The sequence below is a fragment of the Streptomyces sp. NPDC088124 genome (genome assembly GCF_040685895.1).
Lineage (GTDB): Bacteria > Actinomycetota > Actinomycetes > Streptomycetales > Streptomycetaceae > Streptomyces.
Window position 1 is genome coordinate 25716 of the sequence record NZ_JBFBJB010000031.1, and the last position, 12970, is coordinate 38685.

14 protein-coding genes and 2 pseudogenes are annotated in these 12970 nt (G+C 70.6%); 15 read left to right on the forward strand and 1 reads right to left on the reverse strand.

Features of this window, described 5'->3' with window-relative positions:
* Window position 1: 1 nt before the first annotated feature.
* The 15 genes and pseudogenes from AB0P17_RS24850 to AB0P17_RS24920 all read left to right on the forward strand — a co-directional run bounded on the left by AB0P17_RS24850 (window position 2) and on the right by AB0P17_RS24920 (window position 11815).
* Window positions 2-241: an RNA-binding protein gene (locus AB0P17_RS24850; protein ID WP_329823028.1), complete on the forward strand. Its 240-nt coding sequence runs from the start codon at window positions 2-4 to the stop codon at window positions 239-241.
* 186 nt (window positions 242-427) lie between these two features.
* Window positions 428-985 (forward strand): ribosome maturation factor RimM, encoded by a 558-nt coding sequence (gene rimM, locus AB0P17_RS24855; protein ID WP_365814111.1) that lies wholly within the window; start codon window positions 428-430, stop codon window positions 983-985.
* A complete protein-coding gene (gene trmD / locus AB0P17_RS24860) occupies window positions 982-1803 on the forward strand; it encodes a tRNA (guanosine(37)-N1)-methyltransferase TrmD (RefSeq protein WP_365814112.1) in 822 nt (273 codons plus the stop codon). Before rimM ends, trmD begins: the two co-directional genes overlap by 4 nt.
* 127 nt (window positions 1804-1930) lie before the next feature.
* The gene (rplS, locus tag AB0P17_RS24865) at window positions 1931-2281 is read left to right on the forward strand and encodes a 50S ribosomal protein L19 (protein ID WP_365814113.1); all 351 of its coding nucleotides are present in this window, start codon (window positions 1931-1933) and stop codon (window positions 2279-2281) included.
* Between the two features lie 94 nt (window positions 2282-2375).
* Entirely contained in the window at window positions 2376-3170 is a 795-nt protein-coding gene (lepB, locus tag AB0P17_RS24870; protein WP_365814114.1) for a signal peptidase I, read from the forward strand.
* A pseudogene (gene lepB, locus AB0P17_RS24875) lies at window positions 3163-4207 on the forward strand (signal peptidase I); the annotation flags it as partial. The gene lepB (AB0P17_RS24870) and the pseudogene lepB (AB0P17_RS24875), both read left to right, overlap by 8 nt.
* Window positions 4149-5069: a signal peptidase I gene (gene lepB / locus AB0P17_RS24880; protein WP_365814115.1), complete on the forward strand. Its 921-nt coding sequence runs from the start codon at window positions 4149-4151 to the stop codon at window positions 5067-5069. The pseudogene lepB (AB0P17_RS24875) and the gene lepB (AB0P17_RS24880), both read left to right, overlap by 59 nt.
* Before the next feature lie 42 nt (window positions 5070-5111).
* Complete coding sequence (lepB, locus tag AB0P17_RS24885; RefSeq protein ID WP_365814116.1) at window positions 5112-5873, forward strand: signal peptidase I; 762 nt, start codon at window positions 5112-5114, stop codon at window positions 5871-5873.
* Entirely contained in the window at window positions 5863-6384 is a 522-nt protein-coding gene (locus AB0P17_RS24890) for an NUDIX hydrolase (RefSeq protein WP_365814117.1), read from the forward strand. Before lepB (AB0P17_RS24885) ends, AB0P17_RS24890 begins: the two co-directional genes overlap by 11 nt.
* 54 nt (window positions 6385-6438) lie before the next feature.
* Window positions 6439-6747: a DUF2469 domain-containing protein gene (locus AB0P17_RS24895; RefSeq protein ID WP_014675276.1), complete on the forward strand. Its 309-nt coding sequence runs from the start codon at window positions 6439-6441 to the stop codon at window positions 6745-6747.
* Window positions 6748-6931: 184 nt separating this feature from the next.
* Complete coding sequence (locus AB0P17_RS24900; protein ID WP_365814118.1) at window positions 6932-7309, forward strand: YraN family protein; 378 nt, start codon at window positions 6932-6934, stop codon at window positions 7307-7309.
* Window positions 7309-8934, forward strand: a complete 1626-nt coding sequence (locus tag AB0P17_RS24905) for a YifB family Mg chelatase-like AAA ATPase (RefSeq protein ID WP_365814119.1) — start codon at window positions 7309-7311, stop codon at window positions 8932-8934. Before AB0P17_RS24900 ends, AB0P17_RS24905 begins: the two co-directional genes overlap by 1 nt.
* On the forward strand, window positions 8931-10106 hold the full coding sequence (dprA, locus tag AB0P17_RS24910) for a DNA-processing protein DprA (RefSeq protein ID WP_365814120.1): 1176 nt from the start codon (window positions 8931-8933) through the stop codon (window positions 10104-10106). The genes AB0P17_RS24905 and dprA overlap by 4 nt, the downstream gene beginning before the upstream one ends.
* Window positions 10107-10359: 253 nt before the next feature.
* The gene (whiG, locus tag AB0P17_RS24915) at window positions 10360-11196 is read left to right on the forward strand and encodes an RNA polymerase sigma factor WhiG (protein ID WP_365814121.1); all 837 of its coding nucleotides are present in this window, start codon (window positions 10360-10362) and stop codon (window positions 11194-11196) included.
* Window positions 11197-11275: 79 nt separating this feature from the next.
* Window positions 11276-11815, forward strand: a complete 540-nt coding sequence (locus AB0P17_RS24920; protein WP_365814176.1) for a TetR/AcrR family transcriptional regulator — start codon at window positions 11276-11278, stop codon at window positions 11813-11815.
* Between the two features lie 286 nt (window positions 11816-12101).
* Here AB0P17_RS24920 and AB0P17_RS24925 read toward each other — a convergent pair.
* Window positions 12102-12686: pseudogene (locus AB0P17_RS24925) on the reverse strand (peptidoglycan DD-metalloendopeptidase family protein); the annotation flags it as partial.
* Window positions 12687-12970 lie beyond the last annotated feature (284 nt).

Below are 12970 nucleotides of genomic sequence, written 5' to 3' on the forward strand. Positions count from 1 at the left end.
CATGCTCGAGGAGGCTCTCGAGCACCTCGTGAAGGGCATTGTCGACAACCCGGACGAAGTGCAGGTCGCCTCGCGCAATCTGCGTCGCGGCCGTGTGCTGGAGGTCCGGGTGCACCCGGACGACCTCGGCAAGGTGATCGGCCGCAACGGCCGCACCGCGCGTGCTCTGCGGACGGTCGTGGGCGCCCTCGGCGGCCGTGGCATCCGCGTCGACCTCGTCGACGTGGACCAGGTCCGCTGACACACCAGAACAGCCGGCACGGGCCGGGAAGGGCAACGGCCCTTCCCGGCCCGTGCTGTTCAGCCCCACGCTGCACGGCCCCGTGCTGTTCCGTAGTGACACAACCATCAATTGAGCAAGCGCAACGGCGAGCGACCACCTCGGCGGGAGCGCCGGCGGCTCAGCCACACAAAGGGTGGATCGGCAGTGCAGTTGGTAGTCGGGCGGATCGGCCGCGCCCACGGCATCAAGGGCGAGGTCACCGTCGAGGTGCGTACGGACGAGCCCGAGCTGCGGCTCGGCCCCGGCGCCGTCCTCGCCACGGAACCGGCCTCGACGGGGCCCCTGACCATCGAGGCGGGCCGCGTGCACAGCGGCAGGCTGTTGCTGCGCTTCGCGGGCGTACGCGACCGTACGGGCGCCGAGGCGCTCCGTAACGTCCTGCTGATCGCCGAGGTCGACCCGGAGGAACTTCCCGAGGACCCCGAGGAGTTCTACGACCATCAGCTGATGGACCTGGACGTCGTCCTGGCCGATGGCACAGAGGTCGGCCGGATCACCGAGATCTCGCATCTGCCCTCGCAGGACCTGTTCATCGTGGAACGCCCCGACGGCAGCGAGGTGATGATCCCCTTCGTGGAGGAGATCGTCACCGAGATCGATCTGGCGGAGCAGCGGGCCGTGATCGACCCGCCGCCCGGGCTGATCGACGACCGCGCGGAGATCGTGCCCAGCGGGCCAGGCGGAGAGGCCGACGACCGATGAGGATCGATGTCGTCACGATCTTCCCGGAGTACCTGGAGCCGCTGAACGTCTCCCTCGTCGGCAAGGCCCGGGCACGCGGACGCCTCGACGTGCACGTGCGTGACCTGCGTGAGTGGACGTACGACCGGCACAACACGGTCGACGACACCCCCTACGGCGGCGGTCCGGGCATGGTCATGAAGACCGGCCCCTGGGGTGACGCCCTCGACGAGACGCTCGCCGACGGCTACGAGGCGGGCGCGTACGGCCCCGTCCTGGTCGTCCCCACGCCCAGCGGCCGCCCCTTCACCCAGAAGCTCGCCGTGGAGCTCTCGGAGCGTCCCTGGCTGCTCTTCGCACCCGCCCGCTACGAGGGCATCGACCGCCGGGTCATCGACGAGTACGCGACGCGGATCCCCGTCGTCGAGGTGTCCATCGGTGACTACGTGCTGGCCGGCGGCGAGGCCGCGGTCCTGGTGATCACGGAGGCAGTGGCCCGGCTGCTGCCCGGCGTCCTCGGCAACGCCGAGTCGCACCGCGACGACTCGTTCGCCCCCGGCGCGATGGCGGACCTGCTGGAGGGCCCCGTCTACACCAAGCCGCCCGAGTGGCGCGGACGCGGTATCCCGGACGTCCTGCTCAGCGGCCACCACGGGAAGATCGCGCGGTGGCGCCGCGACGAGGCGTTCCGCCGTACGGCGCTCAACCGGCCCGACCTGATCGAGCGGTGCGACCCCGCCGCCTTCGACAAGAAGGACCGGGAGACGCTCTCCATCCTCGGCTGGGCGCCGGAGCCCGGTGGCCGATTTTGGCGCAGGCCCGGCGACGTGGAAGAATAGGCCGCTGCTGTACGTCCGGCGTGCGCCCCTGCCACAGGGGGACCGACGCCCGCCCGACCGAACGGCACTCAACACTCTCCCGATCATCCGCTGATGACCTGTGGCATCAGCGAGGAAGCAGACCTTCATGGCCAGCCTGCTCGACTCCGTCGACGCCGCGTCGCTCCGCAGCGACCTCCCCGCCTTCCGCCCCGGTGACACGGTGAACGTGCACGTACGGGTCATCGAGGGCAACCGCTCCCGTATCCAGCAGTTCAAGGGTGTTGTCATCCGCCGCCAGGGTTCGGGCGTCCGCGAGACCTTCACGGTCCGCAAGGTCTCGTTCTCCGTCGGCGTCGAGCGCACCTTCCCGGTGCACAGCCCGATCTTCGAGAAGATCGAGCTGGTCAGCCGCGGTGACGTCCGCCGCGCCAAGCTGTACTACCTCCGTGAGCTGCGCGGCAAGGCCGCGAAGATCAAGGAGAAGCGCGACCGCTGAGCCCCCACGGTCGCGAGCGGGATACTTCTCACGCCCGCGGCCGGGACTCTTCTCACGCCAGGTGTACAGGGCCGCCGGATAAGATCTGGCCCCGATGGACACCGAAGCACAGCACGAGAAGCGCGACCGCTCTTCCGACACCCCCGCGGGGGCGGAAGAGCGGTCGCGCTTCTCGCGTTCTCCCTGGTCCGCCAGGGGCGAGGGGGGCGGGGGGAGTTCATGGCTCTCCTGGCGCCGTACGGGGCTGCTCGGCCTGGTCTGCACGGTCTTCCTGCTGCTCTTCAGCACGTTCGTGCTCCAGCCGTTTCTGATCCCCAGTGGCTCGATGGAGCCCACCCTCCATGTCGGAGACCGCCTGCTCGTCAACAAGTTGGCGTACCGTTTCGGTACCGAGCCGCAGCGTGGTGACGTGATCGTCTTCGACGGCACCGGGTCCTTCGTACAGGAGCCGGCCCGTGAGAACCCCGTCACCGGGCTGCTGCACGGGGCGGCCGCGGCCCTTGGTCTCGCCGAGCCCGCCGAGACCGATTTCGTCAAGCGCGTGGTCGGTGTGGGGGGTGACCGTGTGGTCTGCTGCGACAAGGGGGACAGGGTCGAAGTGAACGGCCGGGCCGTCGACGAGCGGTATCTGTATGCCGGTGACGCACCCTCCCGTGTGCCCTTCGACATCGTCGTGCCCGAGGGAACCCTGTGGGTGATGGGCGATCATCGCAGTAATTCGCGTGACTCCCGGGATCATCTCGGAGAGCCGGGAGGCGGGATGGTGCCCGTGGAGAGAGTGATCGGAAGGGCGGACTGGATCGGCTGGCCCATGGGCCGCTGGTCGGGCCTGGAGCCCACTGACGCCTTCGCGGAGGTTCCGGGGCCGGGGAGCGGTGCCCATGGGTAAGCGCGGACGCCCGGCGAATCACGGGTACGACACCAGACTGCCGACCGGTTCCCGACCCACCACGGGACGGGCGCTGCCGGGCCGGGCGGAGCGGCGCAAGCTCGCCAAGAAGGTGAAGCGGCGGCGCAGTCGCTCCGCGGCCAAGGAGATTCCGCTGCTGATCACGGTGGCGCTGCTGATCGCCGTCGTCCTCAAGACGTTCCTGGTGCAGGCCTTCGTGATCCCCTCGGGATCCATGGAGCAGACGATCAGGATCAGCGACCGGGTACTGGTGGACAAGCTCACCCCCTGGTTCGGGTCCAAGCCGCAGCGGGGCGATGTCGTGGTCTTCAAGGACCCCGGCAACTGGCTCCAGGACGAGCAGCCCCCGCCGGACAACTCCCCGGTGGTGGTCAAGCAGCTCAAGGAAGGGCTGTCGGCCATCGGACTGCTGCCGTCGGCCGACGACAAGGACCTGATCAAGCGCGTCGTGGCGGTGGGCGGTGACACCGTCAAGTGCTGTGACGTCAACGGCAAGGTGACGGTCAACGGCATGCCCCTCACCGAGCAGTACCTGAACCCCGGCAACGCGCCCTCCACCATCCCCTTCGAAGTGCAGGTCCCTGCGGGGCGCATCTTCGTCATGGGCGATCACCGCTCGAATTCGGCCGATTCACGCTTCCATCTCCAGGAGGAGTACAACGGGACGGTCTCCGAGGCGGGAGTCGTGGGCCGCGCGGTGGTCATCGCCTGGCCGCTCGACCACTGGAGCGGGCTGGAACAGCGGTCGACCTTCGCTTCCGTACCCGACGCGCGTGCCGCGCCGACGACGGCGACGGGGCCGTCGAATAGTCTGTCGTCCCAGGATCGAAACGGATTGGTCCGGCTCCCGACCCCTGCGGAACTCCCGCTCGTTATGGGAGTGGTGGGCCTGTCCCTCCTCGGGGGCAGGCGATCACACAGAGTATTCGCGCGGAGTAAGGAGTGGATGTGGGGGATGTGGCGGTCGGCGCACGATCCGGACACGACGATCCCGAGGAGGGACGCGAGCAGCTCGCCGAGTCGCCCGAAGCCGTGAGGGACAAGCCGGCGGAGCAGCGGGGCGACAGCGGGGACGGGCCGGACGGAGACGGTGCGACGGCGCCGAGGAAGCCGCGTTCCTTCTGGAAAGAACTGCCCCTGTTGATCGGGATCGCGCTTCTGCTGGCTTTCCTGATCAAGGCTTTTCTGGTCCAGGCGTTCTCGATCCCCTCGGACTCGATGCAGGACACCCTGCAGCGCGGTGACCGGGTGCTGGTGGATAAGCTCACGCCGTGGTTCGGCGCCGAACCGCAGCGCGGTGAGGTGGTCGTCTTCAACGACCCGGGCGGCTGGCTGGACGGTGCCGAGACCCCCGAGCCGAACGCGGTGCAGTGGTTCCTCGGCCAGATCGGCCTGATGCCTTCTTCCGACGAGAAGGACCTGATCAAGCGGGTCATCGCGGTCGGCGGCGACACGGTGGAGTGCAAAAAGGGCGGAAAGGTCCATGTCAACGGGCAGGCGCTGAACGAGACGGACTACATCTACCCCGGCAACACCCCGTGCGACGACGAGCCGTTCGGCCCGATCAAGGTGCCCAAGGACAGCATCTGGGTGATGGGTGACCACCGGCAGAATTCGCTGGACTCTCGCTATCACCAGGAGCTTCCCGGCAACGGCACGGTCCTGAACGAGGACGTCGTGGGCCGCGCGGTCGTCGTCGCCTGGCCGGTCAACCGTTGGTCCCTGCTGCCGGTGCCCGACACATTCGACCAGTCGGGGCTGAGCGCCGCGGCCTCCGTCGCGACGGCCGCCACACCAGGGGCGCTCGCTCTGGCCGGAGCCGTGCCGATCGTGCTGTGGCGCAGAAGGAGGCTGACCCGCCGGAGCACCGCCGGGTAGGGTGCCGTCCCAGATCGTTCTCCGAACGGGGGGAGTGCTGGGATGAGCACAACAGAACGTAGGAACAGCGGCCACGGCCGGCTCGGCAGCGTGTTGTCGGGGCTGGCCGTGGCCGTCGGCTGTGTGCTCTTTCTCGGAGGGTTCGTCTGGGCCGCGGTCGAATACCGGCCCTACACCGTGCCCACCAATTCGATGGACCCGACCGTGAAGGCGGGGGACCGGGTGCTGGCCCAGCGGATCTCGGGTGGCGACGTGCGCCGCGGGGACGTGGTCGTCTTCAGGGACTCCGAGTGGGGCGACCTGCCGATGGTCAAGCGCGTGGTCGGCGTCGGCGGCGACACGGTCGCCTGCTGCGACGCCTCCGGCCGGCTGACGGTCAACGGCAAACCGGTCGAGGAACCGTATGTGCAGGGCATGCTCGGCGGACGCGTCTCCACGACCGACTTCGACGCGACCGTGCCCGAGGGACAGCTCTTCCTGCTCGGCGACGAGCGCAGCGGCTCGCTGGACTCCCGTGTGCACCTCCAGGACCCCACGCAGGGCTCGGTGCCGCGCACGGCCGTGGACGCGCGCGTGGACGCCGTGGCCTGGCCGCTGGGCGGCATGATCGGCCGGCCCGCGGCCTTCGCGGCGCTGCCGGGCGGCGTGTCCGCGCCCGGGCCGCTGGAACCGCTTGTCGTGGCCGTGGTGGGCGGCACGCTGCTGATCTTCGGCGGTGCGGCATACGTGCCCGTCGTGCGGTGGATCTCGCGGCGGCGCCGGAGCGAGCCCCGGGGCGAGGGGGCGTCCGCACATGCCGTCTGAGGGCCGGTCCGGGGCGGAGGCGGACACGCACCCGGTCAGGAAGGTGGCACGGGTCGTGCTGCTCGACCCCGATGACCGCATCCTGCTGCTGCACGGGTACGAGCCGGACCATCCCGAACAGCAATGGTGGTTCACGCCCGGCGGAGGACTGGAGGGCGGCGAGAGCCGGGAGGCGGCCGCGCTGCGCGAACTGGCCGAGGAGACGGGGATCACACAGGTGGAGCTGGGGCCCGTGCTCTGGCGCAGAGTCTGCTCCTTCCCGTTCGACGGCCGCCGCTGGGATCAGGACGAGTGGTACTTCCTGGCACGTACGGCGCAGACCGAGGCCGCCCTCGGCGACCTCACCGACCTGGAGCGACGCAGCGTCGCGGGGCTGAGGTGGTGGACCTCCGCCGAACTGTCGGCAGCGCGTGAGACGGTGTATCCGACCAGGCTCGCCGAGCTGCTGCGCACGCTGCTCGACGAGGGTCCCCCGGGCACGCCGGTGGACCTCGCGCCCGAGCACGTCTAACGGCGCGGGGGCCGGAGCACAATAGGGGCACGTACGGCTGAAGGGGAACATGCCATGAGCGCCGAGGACCTCGAAAAGTACGAGACCGAGATGGAGCTGAAGCTCTACCGGGAGTACCGCGATGTCGTCGGTCTGTTCAAATACGTGATCGAGACCGAGCGTCGTTTCTATCTCACCAACGATTACGAGATGCAGGTGCACTCGGTTCAGGGTGAGGTCTTTTTCGAGGTCACGATGGCGGATGCGTGGGTCTGGGACATGTACCGGCCGGCCAGGTTCGTCAAACAGGTGCGGGTGCTCACGTTCAAGGACGTGAATATCGAGGAGCTGAACAAGAGCGATCTCGAACTGCCAGGCGGCTGAGACGCGCGAGTCGGCCGGTCGTCGGCGCTGCTTCGCTCCGTGCCGTGCCGCTTCGTCCGGGGCTGATCATTCGGAACTGATCACTCTGACGGGTGAGTGAGTTATCCACATCCGATGGGTTTTCCACCAAGATCCACTCGTATCAGGAGATCACGTCAGAGTCGGTGCCGGAGGTGGTGCCGAGATGAACGCGACGAGGGCACTCGGAAGGTACGGCGAGAATCTGGCGGCGCGGCGGCTGGTCGCGGCGGGGATGATCGTGCTGGCCCGCAACTGGCGGTGCGGCAGGACGGGCGAGATCGACATCGTCGCCCGGGACAGCGACACGCGGGGCCGGGAAACGCTGGTCGTCTGTGAGGTGAAGACCCGCAGGACGGGTTCGTTCGAGCATCCCATGGCGGCCGTCACACCGGAGAAGGCCGACCGGCTGCGGCGGCTGGCCGCCTGCTGGCTGGATCGTCACGGCGGTCCACCGCCCGGCGGCGTACGGATCGACCTGATCGGTGTGGTGCTGCCCCGGCGGGGCGCCCCCGAGGTCGAGCACGCGCGGGGGGTGGCCTGATGGGGTTCGCACGCGCGTGTTCGGTCGCGCTGGTGGGTGTCGAGGGCGTGGTCGTCGAGGTCCAGGCAGATCTGGAGCCCGGTGTGGCCGCCTTCACCCTGGTCGGGCTCCCGGACAAGAGCCTGGTGGAGAGCCGCGACCGGGTGAGGGCCGCCGTCGTCAATTCCGGCGCGGAGTGGCCGCAGAAGAAGCTCACGGTCGGACTCAGCCCCGCCTCGGTACCCAAGGGCGGCAGCGGCTTCGACCTCGCCGTGGCCTGCTCCGTACTCGGCGCGGCCGAGCGCATCGATCCCAAGGCCATCGCGGACCTGGTGCTCATCGGAGAGCTGGGCCTGGACGGGCGGGTCCGACCGGTGCGCGGAGTCCTCCCCGCGGTGCTCGCCGCGGCGGAGGCCGGGTACCACCAGGTCGTCGTCCCCGAGCAGACCGCGGGAGAGGCCTCACTGGTGCCGGGAGTCTCCGTCCTCGGCGTACGGAGCCTGCGCCAGCTCATCGCCGTACTGACCGGCGAGGCGGTTCCGGAAGAGCCGCAGGAGCCCGGGCAGGGCCGTCCTGACGCCATGCTGGCGGGGCTCATGATGCCTGGAGCCGGAGTGGGCACCGGTCTCGCCGCGAGCGGGCCGGGAGGCGCGCACCGGCCGGACCTCGCGGACGTGGCGGGCCAGGCCGCTGCCCGTACGGCGCTGGAGGTGGCCGCGGCGGGCGGACATCATCTGCTGCTCCAGGGGCCGCCGGGCGCAGGCAAGACCATACTGGCGGAACGGCTGCCCGCCGTGCTGCCGCCGCTGACCAAACAGGAATCCCTGGAGGTCACAGCGGTCCACTCGGTCGCGGGCATCCTCCCCCCGGGCGAACCGCTCGTCCACACACCCCCGTACTGCGCACCGCACCACTCGGCGACCATGCAGTCACTGGTCGGCGGCGGGAACGGACTGCCACGCCCCGGCGCGGTTTCGCTGGCCCACCGCGGGGTGCTTTTTCTGGACGAAGCACCGGAATTTTCCGGGCGGGCGCTGGATGCCCTGCGGCAGCCCCTGGAGTCGGGCCATGTGGTCGTGGCGCGCAGCGCGGGGGTGGTGCGGTTGCCGGCGCGCTTCCTGATGGTGCTCGCGGCCAACCCGTGCCCTTGCGGCCGGCACACTCTGAACGGCGCGGGATGCGAGTGTCCGCCCTCGGCGATCCGCCGCTATCAGTCGCGGCTCTCCGGGCCGCTGCTCGACCGGGTCGACCTGCGGGTGAACGTTCAGCCTGTCACCCGGGCGGATCTGCTGGGGCAGGGCGGCCGGGGCGAGTCGACCGCCGCGGTCGCGGCGCGGGTGCAGGAGGCCAGAGCGCGGTCGGCGGCGCGGCTGGACACCACGCCCTGGTCGGTCAACAGTGAGGTTCCGGGCCATGAGCTGAGAACCCGCTGGCCGGTCTCCGCCGGTGCGCTGGCCGCCGCGGAACGGGATCTGGAGCGCGGACTGCTCACCGCACGCGGTATCGACCGGGTCCTGAGAGTCGCCTGGACGGTCGCGGACCTCGCCGGGTGCGACCGGCCGGAGGCCCGCCACGTGGACCTCGCCCTGGAACTGCGCACCGGCGTCGCCCGAGGCACCGGGGCCGTGACGGGAGGCGTCTCGTGACGCCCGTCAGCACCCAGGAGCGGCTGGCACGCGCCGCACTCACCCGGATCCTCGAACCGGGCGACGAACAGGGCGGCCGCTGGCTGCGCACCTGGGGCGCCGTAGGGCTGCTCGACCTGCTGTCGTCACCGGCCGGGGCCCGGGACGGCGCGCGCGGGCAGCTCACCGGAGCCACCGAGCGCCGGCTCGACGGCTACCGCGCCAGGGCGGCGCGGGCCGTCCCCGAGCGCGATCTCTCGGCGATCACCGCGGCCGGCGGCCGGTTCGTCTGCCCCGGTGAAGCGGAGTGGCCCAGCCAGCTCGACGACCTCGGCGCGGCCCGGCCCATCGGCCTGTGGATCCGCGGCCGACCGGATCTGCGGATCTGGTCCCTGCGCTCCGTCGCCGTCGTCGGCGCCCGCGCGTGTACTCCGTACGGGGCACATATGGCGGCGAGTATCGGCTCCGGTCTCGCCGAGCGCGGCTGGGTGGTGACCTCGGGTGCCGCGTTCGGTGTCGATGGCGCGGCCCACCGCGGCGCCCTATCGGCCGACGGGGCGACCGTGGCCGTCCTCGCCTGCGGCGTCGACGTGGTCTACCCGCCGGGCCATGCCGAGCTCGTCAGCCGGATCGCGGAACAGGGCCTGGTCATCGGCGAATTGCCACCGGGCGACCATCCGACCCGCAGCAGATTCGTGCTGCGCAACCGCGTCATCGCCGCGCTCACCAGAGGCACCGTCGTGGTGGAGGCGGAGTACCGCAGCGGCTCGCTGGTCACCGCGCGCTGCGCCCAGCGGCTGGGGCGATTCACGATGGGGGTTCCAGGCCCCGTCACCAGCGGGCTCTCGGCAGGCGTGCACGAACTGCTGCGCGGTGAAGGCGTGCTGGTCACGGACGCCGCCGAAGTGGCCGAGCTCGTGGGGGACATCGGGGAGCTGGCCCCGGCGCGCCGGGGCCCGGTACTCCCCAGGGATCTGCTCGATCCGGTCAGTGCGCGGGTCCTGGAGGCGTTGCCGGCTCGGAGCGCCGCCTACGGGCGGGAGATCGCTAGGGACGCGGGCACGACGCCGGACGAGGCACTCGGCAGGCTGTACGAACTCCACTCGTTGGGGTTCGTCGAACGGCACGGTGACCGGTGGCAGTTGGCCTCCCGGTCCACACCGGAGACCGCCGCGCGGCGAGGCGGTGCTTGACCGGGGGCATTCGGGTGAAAAGGTGAGAGGGATGATCCTCGTACCGCTCTCGGTGACCCCCGTCAGGCCGGCAACCGGACAGGTCCTGGCAGGGTCGGCACCCGATCGAATGCGTGGCCTACGGCATCCACCGGCGCGGGCCCGGCCGTCCGCTCCTCGCACAGCGCGACGCTTCAGTCACGCTACGCTCACCGGGAATCAGGTCCAGCGAGATGTCCCCCGCACTTCACGGCAGAACGGCTCAAGGCGACGCATGCCCCAGCACACCTCCGGGTCTGACCGCGCGGCAGCGCCCCCGGCTGCCCGGAGCGCCGTGCGTTCCCCCGCACCCGCGTCGCTCGACGAGTTGTGGCGGTCGTACAAGACCACGGGCGACGGCCGGCTGCGCGAGCAGCTCATCCTGCACTACTCGCCGCTGGTGAAATATGTCGCGGGCCGGGTCAGTGTCGGACTGCCTGCCAACGTCGAGCAGGCGGACTTCGTCTCCTCCGGGGTCTTCGGGCTCATCGACGCGATCGAGAAGTTCGACATCGAGCGGTCGATCAAGTTCGAGACCTACGCGATCACCCGGATCCGCGGGGCCATGATCGACGAACTCCGGGCGCTGGACTGGATCCCGCGCTCCGTGCGGCAGAAGGCGCGAGCCGTCGAGCGTGCCTACGCCACCCTGGAAGCCCAGCTCAGGCGTACCCCATCCGAGGGTGAGGTGGCCGCCGAGATGGGGATCGCCCTGGAGGAACTGCATGCGGTTTTCAGCCAGTTGTCCCTGGCGAACGTCGTGGCACTGGAGGAATTGCTCCACGTCGGCGGTGAGGGCGGCGAGCGGCTCAGCCTCATGGACACCCTGGAGGACACCGCCGCTGACAATCCGGTGGAGGTCGCCGAGGACCGTGAGCTGAGACGGTTGCTGGCGCGCGCGATCAACACCCTCCCCGACCGGGAGAAAACCGTGGTCACGCTCTACTACTACGAGGGACTGACCCTCGCCGAGATCGGCAACGTGCTCGGCGTGACCGAGAGCAGGGTCAGCCAGATCCACACAAAATCCGTCCTCCAGCTGCGGGCCAAGCTGGCCGACGTCGGACGCTGAGGCTGTTTCGCCGCGGCCGCATCCGTAAAGTGGAGGGGTGCCCAGGATTCGAGCGGCCTCCGTGGCCGAGCACCGGACCATGCAACGCGGCGCCCTGCTGGACGCCGCGCGCTCCCTCTTGTCCGAAGGCGGTACGGAAGCGCTGACCTTCCCCGCCCTCGCCGAGCGCACGGGCCTCGCCAGGTCCTCTGTCTACGAGTACTTCCGCTCGCGCGCCGCCGTCGTCGAGGAACTGTGCGCCGTCGATTTCCCGGTCTGGGCGGCGGAGGTCGAGGCGGCCATGGCCAGTGCGGACACCCCCGAGGCCAAGATCGAAGCGTACGTACGGCGGCAACTCGCCCTGGTCGGTGACCGGCGTCACCGCGCGGTCGTCGCCATCTCCGCGAGCGAGCTGGACGCCGGCGCCCGGGAGAAGATCCGCGCCGCGCACGGCGGTCTGATCGCCATGATCGTCGAAGCCCTGGCAGAACTGGGTCATGAGCAGCCCCGGCTGGCTGCGATGCTGCTCCAGGGTGTGGTGGACGCGGCGGTCCGCCGGATCGAACTCGGCGCGGCCGAAGCGCCCCCGGAGATCGCCGAGGCCGCGGTCTCCATGGCGCTGCGAGGAGTACGGGGCTGAACCTGCCGAGCGCGCGGTGCCCCCGTACGGCGCGGCGCATGTTTGCCCCCGTACGCGCGAGCCGTACATGACGGGGCGCGGGCTCACCTCGGCTGCCGGGCGACCGGTGGCGCTCGCGGCGACGTGCCCTGACCGCCACCGCCAGTAGGGCCAGCGCGTACAGTCCGTACGCCCGGTACGGCCCGTAGGAGGCGCTGTACGCACCGACCGGGGCCGACTCCCCGGCCGACCGCGCGGGCCGCGTCGGCCGCGGTGTCCCGACAGCGGTCCGGACCGTCGACGTGGGCGGTTCCGGCACACCCAGCACCGGCAGCAGCCGGGCGGGGCCCCGGCGGAGCAGGCTCGGGGGCAGCAGCGACAGCGGGTCCAGATAGGTCTCACCCCGAAGCAGCCCCCAGTGAAGGCAGGTCGTCGGGCAGTGGGAAGGACCGGCCGCCAGCACTCCGACCACCTGGCCGGCCACGACTTGGTCGCCCTTCTTGACCAGCGGCTCCACCGGTTCGTAGGTGGTGCGCAGCGGCGGGTCGCCCGTGCCCGGCAGGGTGATCGAGACAACCCCGCGCCCCGCCACCGGGCCCGCGAAGGAGACCTGCCCCGACGCCGCCGCCCGTACCGGGGCACCCGCGGACGCCGCGAGGTCTACGCCGCGGTGTCCGGCCCCGTACCCCGTGGCCGGCGGCTGCCAGCCGCGCAGCACAGTGGGGCGCGTCCCCACCGGCCAGAACCGGCGGCCGTCGGGAAAGTCGGAGGAAACGCCGACCGGAACATCGGGGGGCGGCTTGGCGGGGGAAGGCGTTCCGGTCGGAGCGGGTGTCGAGGCGGGTGAGGCGGGAGCGGCCCAGACCAGCCCCACGACGAGTGAGAGCGCCAGCGTGAGGGCAGGGGCGAAGGACGGCTTGAGGACATGCGCGCCGGCGCGGGCGAGGAGGCGCGGGAACAGCGAACGGCGTGTGACGCGACGAGTGATCATGGGATACACGGTGGCCCCGAACAGCCCGACCGTGCTGATCATGAACCGGATCTGTGGACAACTGACCGGTTGTGGATAACGCCGTCACCCGAGGGTGCGAAGGTCCCGTACACTTCTTGTGGCGATCCGGGTCACCGGGTCGACTTCGCACGCCCCGTCATCGGCCTCTTCGCGCCGGTGCCAGC